The sequence below is a fragment of the Sphingobium fuliginis genome (assembly GCF_004152845.1).
Taxonomy (GTDB): Bacteria; Pseudomonadota; Alphaproteobacteria; order Sphingomonadales; family Sphingomonadaceae; genus Sphingobium; species Sphingobium fuliginis.
The window spans coordinates 226134-248222 of sequence record NZ_SEON01000005.1 but is presented as its reverse complement, the minus strand read 5'-3'; the positions used below and the strand labels follow the sequence as shown (position 1 = coordinate 248222).

Sequence of the window (22089 nt, the reverse complement as noted above, 5' to 3'; positions counted from 1 at the left end):
CCCGGCCTCCCCCTCATCAGAAGCGGAACAGCGCCGCCACGCCCGCCGTGCGCGGATCGGCCCAGGCAACCGTATCGCCGGTCACGCCCTGCGCCGCATTGGCGGCGGGCAGCGAGTGGTTCAGATAGCGGACGTCGAACAGATTGTTGACGAAGCCCGTCACGCTCAGCTTCTCGTCCGGCGTCGTGTAGGTGGCGCGGATATTGGTCAGCGTATAGGGCTTCTGCGCTAGATAATAGCGGTTCACCGTGTCCTGCGGCGTCACATAATAATATTGCCGCGACTGGTAACGGGCATCCGCCGCCAACTCCAGCGTGCCCAGTTCCGCCAGCGGGAAGCGATAGGAGCCGCCGACATTCAGCGTCACCTTGGGCGAACGGACGAAGCGCGCACCCGCCAGGCTGGTCGTGCTGTTCTGAACGATGAAGCGCGTATATTTGGTGTCGAGCAGGCCCAGCGCCGCGTTGAACTTCAGCCCCTCGACCGGCGCCAGCGCCAGTTCGAACTCCGCGCCATCGACCTTCGCCTTCGCCGCATTCTGGAGGTAGGAGACTGTCGCGCCGCCGACCGCGCCCGGATTGGGGCCGACGACATTCACCTGCACATCCTTATAGTCATAATGGAAGGCGGTGGCGTTGAAGGTCAGCAGCCCGTCGAACCAGCTCGACTTGTAACCGATCTCATAGGCGTCCAGCTTCTCCGGCCGCACTGCCGTCAATGCCACGGGCAGGGTCGCGGCGGTATTGAAGCCGCCCGACTTCACCCCATGCGAAAATTTCGCGTAGACCAGATTGTCGCGGTCGATGTTCCAGGAGGGTGTCACATCATAGGTGAAGGCGTCCCATGTGCGCTTGAGATCATTGCTGAAGGTGCCCGCGCCGCCGATGCTGCCGGTATAGCTGTTCCACCACTGCGCATAGTTGCTCCAGGTGAAGACCGCGCCCGGCGTCGTCGCGGCTGGGGATGCCCGGCGGTCGAAGTCCAGCGTCTTCGTCTCCCGCGTCCAGCGCCCGCCCAACGTCAGCTTGAGCGCGTCGGTGAAGCGGAAGGTCGTGCTGCCGAACACCGCGCCGCTCTCGGCCTTGTGCCGATAGGCCGTGTTGCTGAAGGCGAGGGCAGGGCCCGTGGGCGTGATCGCCTGAGCGGGCACCGCGCCCTGCGGCAGCGTGGCGGAGAAGGCGTTCGACCGGATCTTCTCGTTGAAATAGAAGGCGCCGACGATCCAGCTCAGCCGGTCCTCGCCGGAAGACGCCAGCCGCAATTCCTGCGTCCACTGGCTGGAACGCGCCTGCGTATAGCTGCGCGAGATTTCCAGCGGCGTATAGTCGGTGTCGCCCGCGCCGCGCGTGGTGAACCGTTCATAGCCGGCGATCCAGGTCAGCGCCGCGTTGCCCAGATCCCAGTCGACATGCAGCGACCCGCCAAACTGCTTGTTGCGGCTATATTCGGGCGCGTTGGTGCTGATGTCGTTGATGTCGGTCGACGGCGCATAGCCGTTGCGGACCACGCCGCTGGGAAGGTAGCTGGCCGTCGTCCAATAGGTGCCGTTGGTGTCGTAGTCGCGATAATGGACGCTGAGCAGCGCCTGCAGATTGTCGGTCGGCTTGGCCAGCAACTGGCCGCGGATCACATTGTCCTTGATCTCGTTCGACTTGTTGCCGGTATAGAGATTGTCGAACCGCCCGCCGCGATCGTCGAAGCGGAAGGACACGCGCGCCGCCAGCTTGTCGTCGACCAAAGTCGTGCCGATGCCGCCTTCCGCGATCTTGTTGTCGAAGCTGCCATATTCCAGCTTCACATAATTGTCGTCCTGGCCGTTCAGCGAGGGACGCTTGGAGATGATGTTGACCGCGCCTCCGGTGGTGTTCTTGCCCCAGAGCGTGCCCTGCGGGCCGCGCAGCACTTCCACCCGCTCCAGGTCGAACAGCGGCAGGCCGGTGGCGCTGCTGTTGCTGATATAGACGTCGTCCAGATAGAAGCCGACCGGATTGGCGAGATCGAGCTGCTGCTGGCCGGCGCCGACGCCGCGAATCCACCAGCGCGGGCGGCCATGCTGCTGCGTGCCGGCGGAGGCGTTGGGAACATAGTTCAGCACCTCATTGGCCGACCGGCCGAGGCCGCCGACGCTGAACAGATCCTTGTCGAAGGCGGTGACGGCCACCGGGACGTCCTGCAACCGTTCCTCGCGGCGCTGGGCGGTGACGACGATGCCTGCTCCGGCGTCCGCATCCGCCACTTCGGCCGGGACGGCGGGCGTTTCTTCGGCATGGGCGCCGGTTACATATGCCGCTGCAAGCAAGGCCAGGGCACTTGCGCCAAGGGCATGGCGGAACCGTGGTGAAAGACTGATTGTGGACAAGGAGATTCCCCCATTGGTTGAAACATGTCCGCATTGCGCGGATCGGACGGGGGAACCGAAGCAAAGCCTATGCCACTTTCATAAGGCAATGAATTTAAATAAGATTATTTCTTACTCGTTCAATGGATGGTTGAAATCGCGCAGCGGAACAGGCCATGCTGCTATCTCCGCAGCAGCATGGCCGGTGCTCAGACGAGAAGGATATAGGCGGCCCCGATGCCCGCGCAGGCGCCCAGGACGGGCAGCACGCCGATCTTGAACCGGAACACCGCAATCACCGCGCCCGCCGACAGCAGCACGGCGGGAATATTGACGCTGGACAGCACGGGCAGGTCGATCCCGCCGATCCGCTGGACCTGCCGGAAGAGCGTATGAATGGCGAACCAGATGGCGAGGTTCAGGATTACGCCCACCACGGCCGCCGTGATCGCCGTCAGCGCCGCCGACAGCGCCGGGTTGCCGCGCAGACGTTCGATGAAGGGCGCGCCGGCGAAGATCCACAGGAAGCAGGGAATGAACGTCACCCAGGTGGTGAGGATCGCGCCCAGCGTCGCGGCAACCAGCGGGTGCAGCATGCCGGAGTCGCGAAACGCTGCCAGGAAACCCACGAACTGCGTCACCATGATCAGCGGCCCCGGCGTCGTTTCCGCCATGCCCAGCCCGTCCAGCATTTCGCCGGGTTGGAGCCAGCCGAAGGTGCCGACCGCCTCCTGCGCGACATAGGCGAGCACGGCATAGGCGCCGCCGAAGGTGACGACCGCCATCTGGCTGAAGAAACTGGCGATATGGGTGAATATATTATCCGGCCCCAGCGTCAGGAACAGGGCCAGCACCGGCCCCAGCCACAGCAGCAGAAACAGCGCCGAGATACGCAGCGACCAGCCGAGATGGGGGCGGGCGTGGTCGGGCAACTGCTCGCCCAGCGCCGTGTCGCGATCATGGATGACATGGCCGCCCGCCGGGCCATGACCGCCCCCACCCTGAAACACCGCCAGACCGCTGCGTCCTCCGATGAAGCCGATGAGGCCCGCCGCCAGCACGATCAGCGGGAACGGCGCGCCCAGGAAGAAGATCGCCACGAACGCCGCGGCGGCGATCCCGCGCATCGCATCATTCTTCAATGCCCGCGATCCGACCCGGACCACCGCCTGCATCACGATGGCCAGCACCGCCGCCTTCAGGCCGAAGAACAGCCCTTCGATGATCGGCACATGGCCCAGCAACACATAGATGTAACTAAGGCCCAATATGGCGAGAAAACCCGGCAGCACGAACAATATGCCCGCGATCATCCCGCCCTTCGTCTTGTGCAGGAGCCAGCCGATATAGATGGCGAGCTGCTGCGCCTCCGGCCCCGGCAGCAACATGCAATAGTTGAGCGCATGGAGGAATCGCTCTTCCCCGATCCAGCGCTTTTCCTCGACCAATAGCCGGTGCATCACGGCGATCTGTCCGGCCGGTCCGCCGAAGCTGAGCGCCGCGATCCGCGCCCACAGGCGCGTCGCTTCGCCCAAGGAAATGCCGTGATGCCCGTCGTAAGATGGGACCGCGGGGGTGGAGGATGCGCTTGCCGTCATCGATCCGTCCTTCTGTTGCTGAAAAAGGCATGGAACTGGTTGAGCGCATCGCTCGCCATGGCGATGCGCTGGAGGTCGTCGTCGGTCGAGGCGCAGACGCCGGACAATATGGCGCCCAGGCCCGGGGTTTCCAGGCGTGCGAATCTGCCGTCCGCGATGTCGAGGTCATGGATGATCTCACCGATTGCGACCAGGGCCGGGTCGTCCAGAAGGCCTGCTCGCAGCAGCAAGGTTTCGAAGCTGCACCGGTCGCCTTCATGGGTGAATTCGGCGTCGGCCATGTCGAAGCGCAATTCACCCTCCGCCGGATCGTAACGGCGGCTGTCGACGAATTTGAAGCGAGCCTCCGGGTCGATGAAGCGGCGGATCAGCCATGCGCAGGCGATGCGATCGACATGGACGCCGCTGCGCGTCACCCAGATTCGGTTGGTAAGATCGGTCGCTTCGGTTGCGGCGGCCGGATCGGTGCGGCTGACGTCCGGATGTTGGTAGCGTTGCCGATCCAGTTCCGCGAGTGCAGCTTCGGCCTGCTGCCGCCCCGGCGCGCCGAAGAAGTCGAGCCGCCCGACATCCTCCAGCCGCTTCTGCAAGCGGGCGATGTCCGGTCCGCTGGCGGGCCCTGTTTCCAGCAGGCGGCGGGCGGCCTGGGCGATCTCCTCATAATCCGTGCGCCGCGCTGCATCGAACAGGGCGCGGACGTCGCCGTCGGACAGGCCGGCCAGCAATCGCGCTTCGATCAGCGTCGCTTCGCCGCCATTGTCGACGATCTCCGCCATAAGGCTGTTGAAGGCGGCGGCGCTTTCCCCCGAACAAGGAAGCACATGGACCGCATTTTTAAGCGGCACCGCGCCGATGGCTTGCAGGCGGCGCCAGATCTTCACCCGCAGATAAGGGGGCTTGGCGGGAAGTTGATGCAGCAATGCGAGCCATGGGGTGGCGTCGGTCATGGTCATGATGCATATGTATCAATGAAGATGATTCGAAGAAACAGGAATATCAATGATCCGGACTTCTCCCTTGGCGATGGCAAGCGCGGCGGCAATCGCCTTCGTCGGAGCGCGGCCTGCTCATGCGCAGGATGACGGTCTTGCCTTAAACGGCAGCGTGCGCCTGCGGGTTGAGGAGATTGAGGGGCAGGCGCGCGCAGGGTTCGACCGCAAGGACAGCCTGTTCAACATCCGCACACAGCTCATGGCCGAATACCGTTCGGGCGCGTTCAGGGCCGGGGCGGAGCTGTTCGACAGCAGGGCCTATGGCGCCGACGCGGGCACGCCGATCTCCACCAATGAAATCAATGCGATGGAGCTCGTTCAGGCCTATGTCGCGGGGGACATCGATGAACCGCTGGGCAAGGGCAGCAAGCTTGGCCTGATGGCCGGGCGATTCATGTTGAACCTGGGTTCCCGCCGGCTCGTCGCTGCGGACGATTATCGCAACACCACCAATGGCTATACCGGCCTGCGGGCCGACCTGACCGCGCCGCGCGGGGTGAAGGCGGTCTTCATCTATACCCTGCCGCAGCAGCGGCGGCCGGACGATGCGGAGGGTGTCCGCAACAAGCGGGTGAGGTTCGATCATGAGGGCTTCGATCTGGTGCTGTGGGGCGGCATCGTCAGCAAGGCCAAAGCGATCGGCCCGGCCATGGCGGAACTCACCTATTTCCACCTGGGCGAACGGGACGAACCGGGGCGGCCGACGCGGGACAGGTCGCTCGACACATTCGGTGGACGCATCATCAGCGAACCGGAAACGGGACGGTTCGACTATGAGGTCGAGGCCTTTTACCAGACGGGCAGCGTCAGCGCGTCTCTCGCGCCCGGCGCGGCACGCCAGTCCGTCGCCGCCAGCTTCCTGCACGTCGATGCCGGTTACAGCTTCAGCGGACCCTGGAAGCCCCGCCTGTCGCTGGAATTCGACCGGGCGAGCGGAGACGGGCGGGGAGAGCGCCAGGGCCGCTTCGACACGCTGTTCGGCATGCGCCGGGCGGACCTTGCCCCGGCGGGACTGTACAATGCCCTGGCGCGGACCAATATCGTGACGCCCGGCATCAGGCTGGAGGCGACACCCGACAAGCGGTGGGACTGGTTCGTGACCTATCGCGCCTTGTGGCTGGCGTCGCGGACGGATGCCTTTTCCTCCACGGGGGTGCGGGACGCCAGCGGTCGGTCGGGCAGCTTCGCGGGCCATCAGGTGGAAGGGCGGGTCCGCTACTGGATCGTTCCGTCGCGGCTGCGGTTCGAATTCGACGGGCTGCTGCTGGCCAAGGGGCGGTTCCTGCGGGACGCGCCCAATGCGACGGCAGGGAAGTGGACGCGCTATACCTCCTTCAACCTGACCGCGAGTTTTTAGAGCGCGCTCCAAGCTTTTGTTTTCGCATCGTTTCAAGCGCAAAACCGGTTCCCACTTTTGCGCACGATGCTCCAGGCTCCGGCCTTTGGCGGCATGTGCTGAAGCATGCCTCGCCTCCATTCCCGCGGACTGGTTGCATCTTTTAAAGGATTGCCCGCCCGGTCAGGCTGACGGCGGCCGCCACCAGCGCGGCGAAGAGTGGCAGGGCCGCCCTGACGCCGCCATGGCCCCAGCCAATGACCATGGTCATCATTGCCTTGGCAAGGGTGTTGGCAAGGACGGCACTTCCCAGGATCAGCCCTGCGACATGATCGTCGAGCAGGTCGGGTGGCAGCCCGGCCATGGTCATGACCGCCGCGTCGACGTCCGATATGCCGGTCAGCGTCAGCACGACCGCCATGCCCTGCTGTCCGAAATGCACCAGCGCCCACCGGGCTGCGAGCGACAATCCCGCCACCAGCGCCGCCAGCATGAGCGCCGGCCCGAAGCCGAGCGGGTTGGAAAGCCCCATGCCGTTTCCCGTCCCGCCATGCCGACGCCAGGCCACCAGCGCGAAAGCCACGGCGACAAGCGTTGCGGGCGCCATGGTCAGGGCCAGCGTGGGCAGCGCGCGCGGAATGAGGACGAGTGCCACCAGTTGGACGCGCACGAACATGACGATGGACGCCACCGCTATGCCGGCCGACAACAAGGACCGCGCGCCCGGCTCATCGCGCAGCCGGCGGGCATAGTTGGCGGTCACCGCCGTGGAGGAGACGATCGCTCCCGTCAGCGCCACCAGCAATATGCCCCGGTCTTGGCCGAAGCGGCGCGACACCGCATAGCCCGCGAAGGACAGGCCCATCACGAACACGACGACCATCCAGATGTTCCGGGGGTTCCAGGCGTCATAGGGGCCATAGGCGGCATCGGGCAGCAGCGGCAGGATGATGAGCGCGACCAGCAGGAAGCGCGAGACGCTTTCTATCTCGCTCTCGTCCATGCCCCGCAGCATGGCGTGCATCGATTGCCTTGCGCTCAATATCGCGAAGGTCGCCGCGCCGATGGCCAGACCCAGCGCAGGCGCGATCCGCGTGGCGCAGAAACTTGCGCCGAAGGTCAGCAGCCCGGCGAGCGTTGTGGTGGCAGACAGATGCTCCTGATCGGCGCTGCGCGAATAGCCGACGGTCAATATGGCCGCGACTCCCATGCCCAGCGTGGCCGCGAGGATGTCGGGCGCCAATCCTCCCATCCCGCCCAGCAGGCCGATCAGGCCGAAGGTGCGAAATCCCGCCACCCGGCGGCCTTTGCCGAGTTCCCGCTGGGTCCAGCCGCGCTCAAGCCCCACCAGCAATCCGATGGCGATGGAGGCGATCATCGCCAGATAGGGCTGGCCGATGTCGGGCATGCGTCAGGCGATCCGGGGTGGAACGATCACCGCCGCGCCTTTCACCCTGCCGGTCCGCAGGCGGTGGAGCGCTTCGCCCGCATCGTCCAGCGGAAAGCTTTCCGTCACGATGCGCAGGTCGGTCCGGCCTGCCATTTCGAAGAAGGAGATGCCGTCCTCCCGCGTCAGATTGGCGACGGAGAGCAGCATCCTCTCTTCCCATAGATCCGCATAGGGGAAGGCGGGGATGTCGCTCATATGGATGCCCGCGCACACGACCCTGCCGCCCTTGCGAACGGCCCGCAGTGCGAGGGGCACCAGATCGCCCACGGGTGCGAAGATCAGGGCGGCGTCAAGGGGCGCCGGCGGAACCTGCGACGAGCCGCCTGCCCAGGCGCAGCCAAGCGACCGCGCGAAAGCCTGTCCTTCCTCATCGCCATCCCGGGTGAAGGCGTGGACGGTGCGTCCTTGCGCCTGCGCGACCTGCGCCAGGATATGCGCCGCCGCGCCGAAGCCATAGAGCCCGATGGTCGGCGCATCGCCCGCAAGCCGCAACGCGCGCCAGCCGATCAGGCCGGCGCAGAGCAGTGGGGCGGCCTCCACATCGGAAAAGCGGTCCGGCAGGACGAAGCAGTAGCGGGCATCCGCGATCGCATGGGTGGCATAGCCGCCGTCCCGGGTCGCCCCGGTGAACAGGGGCGCGTCGCAGAGATTTTCCCGGTCCGTCCGGCAATAGGCGCATTGGCCGCATGTATGCCCCAGCCAGGGAATGCCCACCCGCTGGCCAGGGGCGAAGCCGTCCACCTGCGGCCCGACGTCGGCGACGCGGCCGACGATCTCATGTCCCGCTATGATCGGATAATGGGCCGGGATCTCACCGTCCAGCACATGCAGGTCGGTCCGGCACACGCCGCAGGCGGTAACTTCGACCAGCAGTTCCCCAATATCCGGTTCGGGCACGGCGCGGGTGATTTTACGCAGCGGTCGGCCTGGGGCATCGATCTGCATCGCGACCATCTGTTGCATGGAAAGCCTCCCTTGCGCCTTCTTCGTCACCCATAGATCATATCATGACCGAAGGAGTCCGTAGTTATCCTGATGGACGCGCAGACGCCGCCCGTCGAGATTTCTGCCGATCCAGCCATGGCGTCTACAGTCGTGGGCCGCGGCATCGTCGCGCAAGGTCGAGGGAACGGGATCTGATGTCTGCTGTCGAACCGGATCGGAAGAACATCGTGCCGCAAACGGACGCGCCGGCCATCGTCTGGACCTGTCCCATGCATCCGGAAGTGCGGCGGGACCATCCCGGAGCCTGCCCGCTCTGCGGCATGGCGCTGGAGCCTGAGGTTCCCGTTGCCCAGGCAGGCGACGGCGCCGAACTGACCGACATGACCCGCCGTTTCCGCATCAGCCTGCTGCTGGCCATTCCGGTGTTCGTGCTTGAAATGGGCGGGCACCTCTTTCCGCCGCTCCATCACCTGGTTTCCGACCGCCTTTCCATCTGGTTGCAGCTCCTGCTTGCCACGCCGGTGGTGCTGTGGGGCGGCCGGCCCTTTTTCGAAAAGGGATGGCGGTCGCTGCGGACGCGCAAGCTCAACATGTTCACGCTGATCGCGATGGGCACTGGCGTGGCATGGGCCTATAGCATGGTGGGGGCGCTGGCGCCGGGCCTGTTTCCCGAAGCCTTCCGGGAAAAGGGGACCGTTCCGGTCTATTTCGAAGCGGCAGCGGTGATCACCGTGCTGGTGCTGCTTGGCCAATGCCTGGAATTGCGGGCGCGGGAGCGTACTTCCGGTGCGATCAGGGCGCTGCTCGACCTGGCGCCGAAGACAGCCAGGCGTCTGCGCGAGGACGGCAGCGACGAGGAGATGGCGGTGGATCGGGTCATGCCCGGCGACCGGCTGCGCATCCGCCCTGGTGAGAAGGTGCCGGTCGACGCCCTGGTCGAGGAAGGCAGTTCCGCCATCGATGAATCCATGGTGACCGGCGAATCCATGCCCGTCACCAAGACTGCCGGTGACCATGTGATCGGCGGCACGCTCAACCGCAGCGGCCAGCTTGTCGTCCGGGCGGAGAAGGTCGGTCGGGACACCATGCTCGCCCGCATCGTGCGGATGGTCGCGGATGCACAGCGATCCCGCGCGCCGATCCAGCGCCTGGCGGACCAAGTGGCAGGATGGTTCGTCCCTGCCGTGCTGTTGATCGCTGCGGTCGCCTTTGTCGCCTGGGCGATCTGGGGGCCGGAACCGCGCTTCGCCCATGGCCTGATCGTCGCGGTGGCCGTGCTGATCATCGCCTGCCCCTGCGCCCTTGGACTCGCCACGCCCATGTCGATCATGGTGGGCATCGGTCGCGGCGCGGGGCTGGGCGTGCTGATCAAGAATGCCGAAGCGTTGGAACGGATGGAAAAGGTCGACATGCTGGTCGTCGACAAGACCGGCACACTTACGGAGGGCAAGCCGTCGCTCACCGGCATCGTCGCGGCTCCAGGCTTTGAAGAGGATGCGCTGCTTCGGCTCGCCGCCGGGGTGGAGCGGGCGTCCGAGCACCCCCTGGCGCAGGCGATCGTCATTGCCGCGGAGGCGCGGGGATTGGCGCCGCCGCAGGTGGAACAGTTCGATTCCCCCACGGGCAAGGGAGCGGTCGGCATGGTCGAGGGCAAGCGGATATTGCTCGGCAATGCCCGCTTCCTCGAAGAATATGGCGTTCCGGCGGAAGCATTGGCCGGGCAGGCCGATGCCCTGCGCCATGACGGCGCGACCGCCATTTTCATCGGCGTCGACGGGACCGTCGCGGGCATCTTCGCGATTGCCGATGCGGTGAAGCGGACGACGGCGGAGGCGCTGGCTGCGCTGCGGGGGAAGGGCGTCGCCGTCGTGATGCTGACCGGCGACAATCGCACCACGGCGCAGGCGGTCGCCCGGCGGCTGGGGATCGATCAGGTCGAGGCAGAGGTTCTGCCGGACCAGAAAAGCGCCGTGGTCGCCCGGCTCCGGAGCGAGGGCCATGTCGTCGCGATGGCGGGGGACGGCGTGAACGATGCTCCGGCACTGGCGGCCGCCGATGTCGGGATCGCCATGGGGTCGGGTACCGATGTCGCGATCGAAAGCGCCGGAGTGACGCTGCTTCAGGGCGACCTTACCGGCATAGTCCGCGCACGGGCGCTCAGTCAGGCGACCATGTCGAACATCCGTCAGAACCTGTTCTTCGCCTTCATCTACAACGCCGCTGGCGTGCCGATTGCCGCAGGTCTGCTCTATCCTCTGTTCGGCATCCTGCTGTCCCCTGTGATCGCGGCTGCGGCTATGGCTCTGTCGTCGGTCAGCGTCGTCGGCAATGCGCTGCGCCTGAACGGGGTGAGGCTTTAGAAGGGGCTGAACGCATTTTCCCGCGCAAGGCGGGATGCGACGGGCAGCGGCGCATGAAAATTCGTTGCGGAATGAGAATTACTCATTTGTCCGTGGCGGATTTTCACCATCATTTCGTTTCACAAGAAAACTGAGAAATCGGCTGGGCGCAGCGATGCGTCCGGCCTGTCCGTCATGTGGAGAGATGTCGCACTGCGCCCCGTGCGCGGTGCATGCCTGATCGGCCCATAACTGCCCGAAAAGGGCCGAAAGGGAGCCATTTATGCAAAAGTTCTTGTCCGTCCGTCGTGCCGCATTGCTGCTTTCCTGTTGCGTCGGTCTTGTCTCACCCCATGCCTGGGCGCAGGAGCCCGATGCGGATGACGATGCCGGCACAATCACCGTTACCGGCCGCCGCATTTCCCAGTCATCGGAAGCGATCGGTGAGGATAAGGTGAGCAATGTGGTGGCGGTCACGCGTGAGGCCTTGCTGTCGGCGCCCTCCGGTATTTCGGGCCTGAAGATGCTTGAGCAACTGCCCGGCTTCAACGTGCAGACGGACGGCGCTCTCGGCCTCTACGAGTTCGGCAACAGCGTCCAGACCCGTGCCTTCAACCTCGATCAGATCGGTTTCGTGGTGGACGGCATTCCCACGGGACGCAGCGACGCCTTCGGCGGAAGCCCGGTTTTCCGCTATGTCGACAATGAGAATCTGGGCGTTGTGGAAGCCGCCATCGGCGCAGGCGACGTCGGCTTGCCCAGCTATTCGACATTGGGCCCTGTCGTCCAATATAACAGCATCGCGCCGCAGGACGAGATGGGCCTGTTCGTTTCCCAAAGCTTCGGCGACTTCGACATGAAGCGCACCTTCATCCGCGCGAGCACTGGGCGGGTGGGACCGTTCAAGGCCTATGTCAGCCGCACGAAGCTGGACAGCGACCTGTGGCGCGGCCCCGGATCGGTCGACCGCGAACATTGGGAGGCGCAGGTCCATGCCGACCTCGGCGGCGATAGCTGGGCGCGGTTCAAATTCGTGTCGAACGACTTCTTCGACTATGACTCGCCTACCATTTCGCGGGGCCAATATAATTGCACTGTGAAGAGCGTGGTCGGCGCCTGCGGTCGTGACTTCGCCTATATCGAAAATGTGCCCAATACGACCCCCGGCTTTGCGCCGACGGTGCCGGGTGTCTATTACTCCAACTCCAACTATGCCCAAGTTTACAACCTTGCCATCAATGTGCGTAAGGACAAGCTTTATGGCGCTACTTTCCATGCCGGTATTGCAGAAGGCGTCTGGGCGGAATCGACGCTCTATTGGGAAGACAAGGGTGGCTATGGCGTGTCGCCCGACACCTATGCCAATTCGCTTAGCCGCTATAATGGTCAGGTCGCCGTCGGCCTGCCTGTGGTAGCTCCGCGGGGCGTCGAGTTCGGCCGTTCAGGCGTCGGCGGCGACCGCTACGGCATCACGTCCAAGCTGCATTGGGAAATGGGGGTCAACACGATCGAGGCCGGCGTCTGGGCAGAGACCGATAAATATCATCGCACCCAAGCCCGTTATAATACGGTCAACGGCGCTCCCGACGGTGCGCCTCTGCTGAACGAACTGGTCTATCTGCGCCGTGACTATCGGTCGCAGCGCGATACGCTACAGGTCTTCCTGAAGGATACGCTCAAGCTGGCAGATGAGGCGCTGGTGCTCGACTTGGGCTTCAAGGGGCTGATGCTTGACTATAGCTACCGTGGCTATCGCGATTTCGACGATTATTATCGCACCGTCGGTGGGCGTTTCGTCCCAGGCTATGGCGTCAGCTACAACAATGCCCATTACAAGGACATGTTCCTGCCGATGGCCGGTGTGCTCTATAAGCTGGATGGGCGCACGCAGCTCTTCGCATCCTACGCGGAAAACATGGCCCTGCCCAAGGGAATGGACGATATTTATTCCGTCATCCGCCCGCTTGGGGCCCTGGTCCCGCAGCCCGCTCCGGAACGTTCGACCAACATGGAATTCGGCATCCGCACTAATCAGGGCCAGCTTTACGCCTCGCTTGCGGGCTTCTACACGAAGTTCAAGAACCGCATCCAATCGATCACCACGATCCTGCCGGGCAGCGGCGGTGCGGCCACAGAAACCTTCTTCCAGAATGTTGGCCGCGTTCGTGCATATGGCCTGGAGTTCAGTGGCACCTACAAGCCCGCTTTCCTTGATGGTCTTGCCTATGGGAATCTCAACGTCACCTACAACAATGCCAAGTTCAAGGATGACATTCCGGCTGCCACGCCGATCCTGATCGCTGATAAATATATCCCCGACAGCGCAAAATGGATCGTCAGCGGCGGCGTGACGGTTGAGCCGGCAAGCTGGTTGGTCGCCAACATATCCGGCAAATATACCTCTCGTCGCTGGTCGACATTTACCAATGCGGCCGGATCTAGCATACCGGGCTTCACCGTATTCAACGCCTATGTCGACATCGGCGACGGCTGGAGCTTCGGCCCGCTCAAGAGCATCAAGGCACGGCTCAACGTCGATAATATCTTCGATAAAGACAGATTGTCCTTTATCTCCTCTTCCGTGACGGGCGACGGTTTCTTCCGGCCATTGTCCCCACGCACTTTCCAGTTCACCATTTCGGGCGAGATTTGATGCGGAAAAGGATGATGGCGGGGGCGGCGCTGGTGGCGCTGCTCCCCATTGCAGTGCAGGCGCAGGAGGTGCCGAAGAAGGTCTATCAGCTTCACCAGAAAATGCTGACGCTCGACAGTCATCTCGATACGCCTGCCTCGCTCGACCTGCCGGGCTGGTCGATCGAGGAGGAGCATGGGGTTCATAGCGACTATACCCAGGTCGACCTGCCGCGCATGAAGAAGGGCGGCCTCGACGGCGGTTTCTGGGCGATCTACACGCCGCAGGGGCCGTTGACGGAGGAAGGGTTCCGCAAATCGCGCGACTTCGCGCTGCTGCGCGGGGTCTCGATCCGCGAGATGGTCGCGGCGGACCCGGCGAATTTCACGCTGGCGCTGGAGGCCAAGGATGCCGCGCCCATTGCGGCGTCCGGCAAGCGGGTCGTCTTCATGTCCATCGAAAACGCCTACCCGCTGGGCGAGGACGTGTCGCTGCTCAAGACCTTCTACGACATGGGCGTTCGCGTGTCGGGCTTCGCTCATTTCGCGCATAACCAGTTCGCGGACAGTTCGACCGATCCGTCGAAGAAGCCGCGCTATGGCGGCCTCAGCCCACTGGGCAAGGAACTGCTGAAGGAGATGAACCGCCTCGGCATCGTCCCGGATGCGTCGCACAGCAGCGATCAGGTACTGGATGATCTGCTGGCGCTTTCCACCTCGCCGGTGCTGCTGACCCATTCCGGGTGCAAGGCGATTTACGACCATCCGCGCAACATCGACGATGAACATCTGAAGGCGCTGGCCGCAAAGGGCGGGGTGATCCAGATGAACGCCTATGGCGCCTATCTGCGCGCATCCAAGCCCAACCCGCAGCGGCAGGAAGCGCTGAAGGCGCTGTTCGGCCAGTTGCGCGAGGATGCCAAGCTGTCGCCCGAAAAGCGCGCCGAACTGCTGGCGAAGCGGCAGGAGATCGACCGGCTCTATCCGGAGACGGACCGGGCGACCTTCGACGATTTCATGGCGCACATGCTCCATGCGTTGAAGGTGGTGGGGCCGGACCATGTCGGCATCGGGCTGGACTGGGATGGCGGCGGCGGCGTCGTCGGGCTGGAGGATGTGGTCGACCTGCCCCGGATCACCGCCGCCCTGCTCAAGGCGGGCTATAGCGAGGCGGACGTCCAGAAGATCTGGTCCGGCAATGTCCTGAGGGTGCTCGCCGCGGCCGAAGCAGCCAAGGCGCCCTAGAGCCAATGGACATTCAGAAGATGACGAGCCGAAAATGGTGGTTTTTCGTGACTCGAAGCGCAGCCTACTCCAAGTAGGTGAGCACCGGAAGCACGGAAAAGCCTCATTTGCAGGCCGTCAGGGCTGAATGTCGATTGGCTCTAGGGCATTGCCGCAACAGGGGCGGCTCTGACGGCCGTCCCTGTCGTGTGTCGATCATGCCGGCGCAGAGATGGATCGCAAGATTGCGATCACCTGTCGTCGGTCCGGAGGACATAGCCGTTCGCTGTTTTGTCGGCAGGGGCCTGAAGCTGGGCTGCCCTGGATGCCGTCACGGCGCCGACGAAGACATATCCGATGCCGCGGGCGGAACGCAGCGGCAGGGACCGTCCGGTTTCGCGCTCGACCTTGGCGCGCAGCTTGGAGATCAGGACGTCCAGCGCCCGCATGTTTCCGGCGCTTCTGCGGGCATGAAGATGTTGCGCGAGCTGTTCGCGGGGCTGCTCGATGCCGGGATTGTGCATCAGCCGGCTGAGCACGGCGAATTCGGACGTCGACAGGTTTATGCCTTCGTCACTGGGCGCGATGAGGCGCCAGTGCACATGGTCGAGAGTCCAACTGTCATTTTCCTCATCCACACGGGGCGAATGCCGTCCGGCTGCCGCAAAACGCGACATGTTGCGGAGGATGGCCAGCAGTTCGGCCATGTCGAGCGGTTTGGCCAGGACGTGATCGGCTCCCAGTGACAGGGCGAGAAGACGATCGTCCCTGGCCGTCCGCTCGGAAAGAAGGATGATGCCCACCGGCGTCGCGGCGCGGAGAGATTGTATGAGCGAGAGCGTCCGGCTCCAGCCGTCATGATCGTCGACGATCGCCACGTCCACGGAGGCCGCCGCCATCTGCGGCAAGATGCGGTCGCGGGTCATGTGATGCGACAGCGCGATCGAATGCGCTTCCAATTCCTCGCCGAGCAGTTCGGCCAAAGTCGCATCCTGGGTGAAGCTGGCCACGCTCATGAGCGTTTCTCTGGATGGAGTGCTGCATGCCTCATCCCTGGCTAGAGTGAACGCGCGATGGTCGAAGCGCTTGTTCACGCGAAACTCCCTCCAAACTCCTTTTGGGCATCATGACGGGAAAACCGGCATGTCTGTCCGATTTGTGATTTTGCATTGTTTTACAGCAAGTTTTGTCTTTCGCCTACGGGAAAAACCGCCCCCCATTCCGCCTTGGCAGAGCTGTTGCGAGATGTGCGATCCTGGCTCCGCCACATTTTTGTTTGGTACTCGCGATGGCGGGTGTGCGGGTTTTCAAGCGCAACATTGCAGACGGCTACATTCCGAACTCGCCGTAAATGTAAGAGAAAATCTTGATTACCTGACCATCTCACGAAAACTATAGTAAATAAATTGGAAAAATTGTTATAATATTTCAATATCGGATTTATATAAATAAAAAATGAATATGTATAAGGCAATATCTTGAATATAATGCTGAAAAATAAACATATGGTCAATTTTGTAAATAAAAAATAACAATAAGTAATATTAAGTAACATAAAAGTTTTTACTCAACTGTGGTGGAACTTTATATTATCTTTGGAATTCGACCTTCTCTGCAAGGGAGGTAGTCCATGGACAAGCGCATCGACATCACCGTTCGTCAGACGGGTGCGACCCAAACCCACGTCGTTCAGCAACAAAATGCCGTGATCCAGGCCCAGGGCGGCTCAGCGATCAAGGTGACGGCTGCGCGCAGCGAGGTGACGGCGATGCTGCGTGAAGGGGATGATCTGATCCTGCATTTTGCCGACGGTACGGCGGTCCGGCTGGAGGGTTATTTCAATTGTCCGCCGGGAGACATTGCCGACCTTATTTTCCTCGAACCAGGCAATGGGCAGCAGTGGCTGACCGATCTGGGCAGCGAAGCCTGTTATCTGCCCACCGACACGACCACCGAAGCCCTGAGTTATTCCTTCGCCCCCGCAGGCGCTGCGGGGGGTCTGAGCGGCGGCCTGCTGGCGGGATTGGGGGCGGTGGCAGCCGGCATCGGCGTCGCGGCTGCTGCTGGCGGCGGCGGTGGTGGTGGGGGTGGGCCGGATGGCGGGACGGCTGTGGATAGCACGCCCCCGGCAGCGCCGACCGTGGCGCCGACAAATGGCCGTAGCTTGTCGGGCTCTGCGGAAGCGGGTTCGACGGTGCGCATCGACGTCAATGGCGACGGCTCGGTCGATGCGACGGCCACCGCTGACAATGCCGGCCGGTGGAGCTATACGCCGGCCACGCCCATCGGCGATGGCGTGACGGTGCGGGTAACGGCAGTGGATGCTGCGGGCAATGCGTCGCCATCGACCAGCGTGACGGTGGACGCGGCCGCTCCGCCGGCGCCGGTGATCAATCCCAGCAACGGCACGGCGCTCGGCGGTACGGCTGAGGCAGGGGCCACGATCGGGCTGGATCTGGATGGCGACGGCGACGTCGATGCGACGACCACGGCCGATGCGTCTGGTAACTGGAACTATACGCCTTCGACGCCGATTCCAGATGGGACGACGGTAACGGCCGTTGCGACCGATGCGGTGGGAAACAGCTCCGCGCCTGCCAGCATCGACATTGACGCCGTGCCCCCCGCCGCTCCGCTCGTCGATCCGAGCAACGGGACCGAATTGACCGGAACGGCGGAGCCCGGCGCGACTGTCGGCATCGATAGCGATGGCGACGGCACTATCGACACGACGGTTCCTGTCGATGACCAAGGCAATTGGAGCCATGTGCCGGCGACACCCATTGCCGACGGCACGACGGTGGAGGTCGTTGCGACCGATCCATCCGGCAACACATCGTCCCCTGCGACGGTCGTGGTCGACGCCACTGCGCCTGCGATCCCCGTGGTGGGCACTGTAGTCGACGATGCCGGCACGACGACTGGCCCTGTCGCCAATGGGGGCAGCACGGATGATACGACGCCGACGCTTTCGGGAAGCGGGGTAGAGGCGAGCGCCATCGTCTCTGTCTATGACGGCGGCGCGTTGCTTGGGACAGTCGTTGCGGACACCTCCGGCAACTGGAACTTCACGCCCACCGCGCCACTGTTGGAAGGGACGCACAGCTTCACCGTCACGGCGACGGATGGGACGGGCAATGTCAGCGCGGCGTCCGCCGCCTATGTCCTGACCGTCGACACCAGCGCCCCGGCTGCGCCGCTGCTCGCGCCTACCGACGGGACGACGGTTTCGGGCTCGGCGGAGGCCGGGGCGACCATCGATCTCGACACGGATGGCGACGGCCTGTCCGATGCGACGACGGTCGCGGATGCATCGGGTGACTGGAGCATCACCTTGGCTTCGCCGCTGGCGAACGGTACGGTGATCAGCGCCATCGCCACGGATGCGGCGGGCAACAGCTCCACGCCCGATACGGTGACCGTCGATACCGGACTCGACACTACTCCCCCCGCCATTCCGACCATCGGCGCCGTAGCCGACGATGTCGGCGCGATCCTTGGCGCTGTCGCCAATGGCGGGATCACTGACGATGCGACGCCAACGCTGTCCGGAACCGGCGTCGAAGCGAATGCCATCGTCTCCGTTTACGACGGCGGCACGCTGCTGGGCACGGCCGCGGTGGACGGTTCGGGCAACTGGAACTTCACTCCCACCGCGCCGCTGGGTGAGGGAACGCATAGCCTGACCGTCACGGCAACCGACGCGGCGGGCAATGTCAGCGCGGCATCGGCCGCCTATGTCCTGACCGTCGATACCAGTGCTCCGGCAACGCCTGTGCTTGCCCCGACCGACGGCACGACAATATCGGGCACTGCGGAGGCTGGAGCGACCATCGCTCTGGATACCGACGGTGACGGCATATCCGACGAGACGACGACGGTGGACGCATCGGGCGATTGGAGCATTACGCTGGCATCGCCGCTCGCAAATGGAACGGTGGTGACCGCCATCGCTACCGATGGGGCAGGCAACAGCTCACCCCCCGATACGGTGACCGTCGATACAGGTCTGGATACGACTCCTCCAGCCATTCCCGGAATTGGCGGCGTAGCCGATGATGTCGGCGCGATCCTGGGCCCCATCGCCAATGGCGGCAGCACGGATGACACGGTTCCGACCCTCTCGGGAACGGGCGTGGAGGCGAATGCCATTGTCTCCGTCTACGACGGCAGCACCTTGCTGGGTACGACGAGCGCGGACGGTTCGGGCAACTGGAGCTTCGCGCCCACCGCGCCGCTGGGCGAGGGGGCGCACAGCTTCACCGTCACGGCGACCGACGCGGCAGGCAATGTCAGCGCGGCGTCTGCCGCCTATGTGCTGACCGTCGACACCAGCGCTCCGGCCGCGCCGATTCTGGCCCCCTCCGACGGAACCACGCTATCGGGTATCGCGGAAGCCGGCGCGATCATCGACCTCGACACCGATGGCGATGGCGTGTTCGATGAGACCACGACCGCGGACGCCTCGGGCGATTGGAGCATCACCCTGGCTTCCCCGCTGGCGAATGGAACGGTCGTCAACGCGATTGCGACCGATGCCGCGGGCAATAGCTCGCTTGCCGGTGCAGTGACCGTCAATACCGGCCTCGACACCACGCCGCCTGCGGTGCCGTCGATAGCGGCGGTGGCCGACGATGCGGGGTCGATCCTAGGCCCTGTCGCCAATGGCGGGATCACGGACGATGCGACGCCTACCCTGTCGGGAATCGGGGTCGAGGCGAATGCCATTATTTCGGTCTATGACGGCAGCACCCTGCTCGGCACGGCGATGGCGGACGCTTTGGGCAATTGGAGCTTCACGCCGACCACGCCGCTGGGTGCGGGTTCGCACAGCTTCACCGTCACGGCCACGGATGCGGCGGGGAATGAGAGCGCGGCTTCAGCGGCCTATGCCTTGACCGTCGATACCGTCGCCTCCATTCCGACGATCACCGGCATGACCGACAATGCGGGTTCGGTCTTTGGCGGCGTGATCTCGGGCGGAACGACTGACGACACCACGCCCACTCTCTCCGGAACCGGCGCGGAGGCGAACGCAAGCATCTCGATCTACGACGGCAATATGCTGCTGGGTACGGCGACGGCGGATGCTTCGGGCAATTGGAGCTTCACGCCGACTACGCCGCTGGGCGAGGGCTTGCACAGCTTCACCGCCACGGCGACCGATGCGGCGGGCAATGTCAGCCTCGCTTCGGCGGCCTATGCGGTCACGATAGACCTGACCTTGCCCCCCGTGCCGACGATCACCGGGGCCAGCGACAATGCCGGTTCGATCCTAGGCGGCGTGATTTCCGGTGGGTCGACCGACGACACGACGCCGACCCTTTCCGGAACCGGTGCGGAAGCGAACGGGACCGTTTCGGTCTATGACGGCAGCACCCTGCTGGGCACGGCGACGGCAGACGTTTCGGGCAACTGGAATTTCACGCCCACCGCTCCGCTGGGCGAGGGGCCGCACAGCTTCACCGCCGTTGGCGTCGACGCAGCAGGCAATGCCAGCATTGCCTCGGCGCCTTACGCGCTGACGATAGACCTCACCGTCCCGGCCGCGCCGACGATTACCGGCGTCAGCGACAATGTAGGCTCGGTGCTGGGGGCGGTGGCTCTGGGAGGGGCGACGGACGACACGACGCCGACCATTTCGGGAACAGGCGCGGAGGCGAACGCCAACGTTTCCGTCTATGATGGCGGCACGCTGCTGGGCACCGCAACGGCGGATGGATCGGGCAACTGGAATTTCACGCCGACTGCGCCCTTGGGCAATGGACCGCACAGCTTCACCGCCGTCGTGACGGATGCCGTGGGCAATGCGGGCCTGGCGTCGGCGCCCTATGCCATAGCCATCGATACCGTCGCCCCGACCGCCACGGTCGCGATCACGGCCCTGCGCGACGACACGCAGGTGGTGGGCGACTGGGCCACCGACGATACGTCCCCGACCATCACGGGCACGCTGAGCGCACCGCTGGCCGGCGGGGAGCGGGTCGAGGTCAGCCTGGATGGCGGCGCCACCTGGACGCAGGCGGCGACCAGCGGCACCAGCTGGTCCTACGGTCCCGGCACGCTCGGCGCCGGCGGCCATGTGGTGGACGTGCGCGTCGTGGATGCGGTCGGTAATGTGGGCTCCACGGCCGCCCAGCCGATCACCATCACGAACGTCAACGACGCGCCCATCGTCCTGGCATCGGACAGCAGCCTGCTGGGGCTTGTCAGTGCGGAAGCCCTGGGCCTGCTCGACATCGGCAGCCAGGCCTTCGTGGCGATCGATCCGGAGAACAGCCTGCAAAGCGTCGTGCTGGACTTTACGCCCCTGCTGACCGTCGGCACGCAGGTCTTCACCGTGTCGCAGGATCTGGCGACCGAACTCGGCCTTGCGGTCAACGTCAACAACCAGTTCGTGACCGTGCTGGGGACGCCCGTCTCCACCATCTCCTCGACGATGACGATAACGGCGCTGGATGGCGGGCCGATCGACAATATGGCCATCAACGAATTGCTGAGGGCGGTGCATTTCAATTCACCGCTTGGTCTCAACGTGAACCTGCTGTCAGGCATCAGCATCACGGCGACCGATACGGCCGGCGCGTCGCGGACGGACAATGCGGCCAGTCTGCTCGACGCCAATCTGCTCAACACCCTGCTTGGCGGCAGCAGCGATCCGACCATTTTGGAGGGCACGGCCGGCGTCAACATATTGACCGGCACCGCTGCCAATGAGCATCTCTACGGCTATGGCGGCGCCGATATTCTCCAGGGCGGCGGCGGCAACGACATATTGCGAGGTGGGGCCGGCGCCGACACATTGGACGGCGGCACCGGGAACGACATATTGCTGTTCGACGCGGCCGATACGCTGATCGACGGCGGGGCGGGCGCTGATGCGCTGCTCGTCCGCGGCGACAGCAGCGTGTCGCTGAACCTCGATGCGGCGACCAATATCCGCAATATGGAACGGATCGACCTGGGCGCGGGCGACACCGGACACAGCCTCACCTTGACGGAGGCCGGCATCATCCAGGCGACGGATGCGAACCGGCAACTCATCATCACGGGCGAGAATAACGACAGCGTGACCATGACCGGTGCGGTCCATGTCGGCCAGGCGCTGGTCGATAATCACGCCTATGAGCAATATAGTCTGGGAACCACGACCGTGCTCATCGAAGATCCCGTGCTGGTGGTGGTTTGATGCCGTCACCTGCCAGAGGGCAGGGGCGGGAGAGGGGCCGCTGATGC

At 64.1% G+C, this 22089-nt stretch carries 11 protein-coding genes; 5 read left to right on the top strand and 6 right to left on the bottom strand.

Features of this window, described 5'->3' with window-relative positions; all coding sequences use genetic code 11:
- Positions 1-16 precede the first annotated feature (16 nt).
- The 3 genes from EWH10_RS14100 to EWH10_RS14090 all read right to left on the bottom strand — a co-directional run bounded on the left by EWH10_RS14100 (position 17) and on the right by EWH10_RS14090 (position 4883).
- The gene (locus EWH10_RS14100; RefSeq protein ID WP_238320063.1) at positions 17-2299 is read right to left on the bottom strand and encodes a TonB-dependent receptor; all 2283 of its coding nucleotides are present in this window, start codon (positions 2297-2299) and stop codon (positions 17-19) included.
- A gap of 248 nt (positions 2300-2547) precedes the next feature.
- Entirely contained in the window at positions 2548-3936 is a 1389-nt protein-coding gene (gene chrA / locus EWH10_RS14095; protein WP_044661927.1) for a chromate efflux transporter, read from the bottom strand.
- Positions 3933-4883: a chromate resistance protein ChrB domain-containing protein gene (locus EWH10_RS14090; protein ID WP_239659815.1), complete on the bottom strand. Its 951-nt coding sequence runs from the start codon at positions 4881-4883 to the stop codon at positions 3933-3935. Before EWH10_RS14090 ends, chrA begins: the two co-directional genes overlap by 4 nt.
- Before the next feature lie 52 nt (positions 4884-4935).
- On the opposite strand from EWH10_RS14090, the gene EWH10_RS14085 reads away from it, so the two are divergent.
- Positions 4936-6285, top strand: a complete 1350-nt coding sequence (locus EWH10_RS14085; RefSeq protein ID WP_044661929.1) for an alginate export family protein — start codon at positions 4936-4938, stop codon at positions 6283-6285.
- Positions 6286-6427: 142 nt separating this feature from the next.
- Here the strand turns inward: EWH10_RS14085 and EWH10_RS14080 are convergent, their stop codons facing one another.
- Both EWH10_RS14080 and EWH10_RS14075 read right to left on the bottom strand, forming a co-directional pair.
- Positions 6428-7672, bottom strand: coding sequence for an MgtC/SapB family protein (locus EWH10_RS14080; protein WP_044661930.1), 1245 nt, complete (start codon positions 7670-7672; stop codon positions 6428-6430).
- A gap of 3 nt (positions 7673-7675) precedes the next feature.
- Positions 7676-8677, bottom strand: a complete 1002-nt coding sequence (locus EWH10_RS14075) for a zinc-dependent alcohol dehydrogenase family protein (RefSeq protein WP_349633060.1) — start codon at positions 8675-8677, stop codon at positions 7676-7678.
- A 44-nt stretch (positions 8678-8721) separates the two neighbouring features.
- On the opposite strand from EWH10_RS14075, the gene EWH10_RS14070 reads away from it, so the two are divergent.
- The 3 genes from EWH10_RS14070 to EWH10_RS14060 all read left to right on the top strand — a co-directional run bounded on the left by EWH10_RS14070 (position 8722) and on the right by EWH10_RS14060 (position 14874).
- Positions 8722-11019: a copper-transporting P-type ATPase gene (locus EWH10_RS14070; protein WP_083198981.1), complete on the top strand. Its 2298-nt coding sequence runs from the start codon at positions 8722-8724 to the stop codon at positions 11017-11019.
- 262 nt (positions 11020-11281) lie between these two features.
- A complete protein-coding gene (locus EWH10_RS14065) occupies positions 11282-13651 on the top strand; it encodes a TonB-dependent receptor (RefSeq protein WP_044661931.1) in 2370 nt (789 codons plus the stop codon).
- A complete protein-coding gene (locus EWH10_RS14060; protein WP_044661932.1) occupies positions 13651-14874 on the top strand; it encodes a dipeptidase in 1224 nt (407 codons plus the stop codon). Before EWH10_RS14065 ends, EWH10_RS14060 begins: the two co-directional genes overlap by 1 nt.
- Positions 14875-15104: 230 nt before the next feature.
- Here the strand turns inward: EWH10_RS14060 and EWH10_RS14055 are convergent, their stop codons facing one another.
- Positions 15105-15869 carry a response regulator transcription factor gene (locus tag EWH10_RS14055; RefSeq protein WP_048578602.1) on the bottom strand — a complete coding sequence of 255 codons (765 nt, stop codon included), beginning with the start codon at positions 15867-15869 and terminating at the stop codon, positions 15105-15107.
- 614 nt (positions 15870-16483) lie between these two features.
- Here EWH10_RS14055 and EWH10_RS14050 point away from each other — a divergent pair.
- Positions 16484-22042: an Ig-like domain-containing protein gene (locus EWH10_RS14050; protein ID WP_130030052.1), complete on the top strand. Its 5559-nt coding sequence runs from the start codon at positions 16484-16486 to the stop codon at positions 22040-22042.
- Positions 22043-22089: the final 47 nt, after the last annotated feature.

Coding starts and splice junctions, on each gene's coding strand:
- chrA (WP_044661927.1), bottom strand. CDS start 3,936: ATGACGGCAAGCGCATCCTCCACCCCCGCGGTCCCATCTTACGACGGG.
- EWH10_RS14090 (WP_239659815.1), bottom strand. CDS start 4,883: ATGACCGACGCCACCCCATGGCTCGCATTGCTGCATCAACTTCCCGCC.
- EWH10_RS14085 (WP_044661929.1), top strand. CDS start 4,936: ATGATCCGGACTTCTCCCTTGGCGATGGCAAGCGCGGCGGCAATCGCC.
- EWH10_RS14080 (WP_044661930.1), bottom strand. CDS start 7,672: ATGCCCGACATCGGCCAGCCCTATCTGGCGATGATCGCCTCCATCGCC.
- EWH10_RS14075 (WP_349633060.1), bottom strand. CDS start 8,677: ATGCAACAGATGGTCGCGATGCAGATCGATGCCCCAGGCCGACCGCTG.
- EWH10_RS14070 (WP_083198981.1), top strand. CDS start 8,722: ATGACCGAAGGAGTCCGTAGTTATCCTGATGGACGCGCAGACGCCGCC.
- EWH10_RS14065 (WP_044661931.1), top strand. CDS start 11,282: ATGCAAAAGTTCTTGTCCGTCCGTCGTGCCGCATTGCTGCTTTCCTGT.
- EWH10_RS14060 (WP_044661932.1), top strand. CDS start 13,651: ATGCGGAAAAGGATGATGGCGGGGGCGGCGCTGGTGGCGCTGCTCCCC.
- EWH10_RS14055 (WP_048578602.1), bottom strand. CDS start 15,869: ATGAGCGTGGCCAGCTTCACCCAGGATGCGACTTTGGCCGAACTGCTC.
- EWH10_RS14050 (WP_130030052.1), top strand. CDS start 16,484: ATGGACAAGCGCATCGACATCACCGTTCGTCAGACGGGTGCGACCCAA.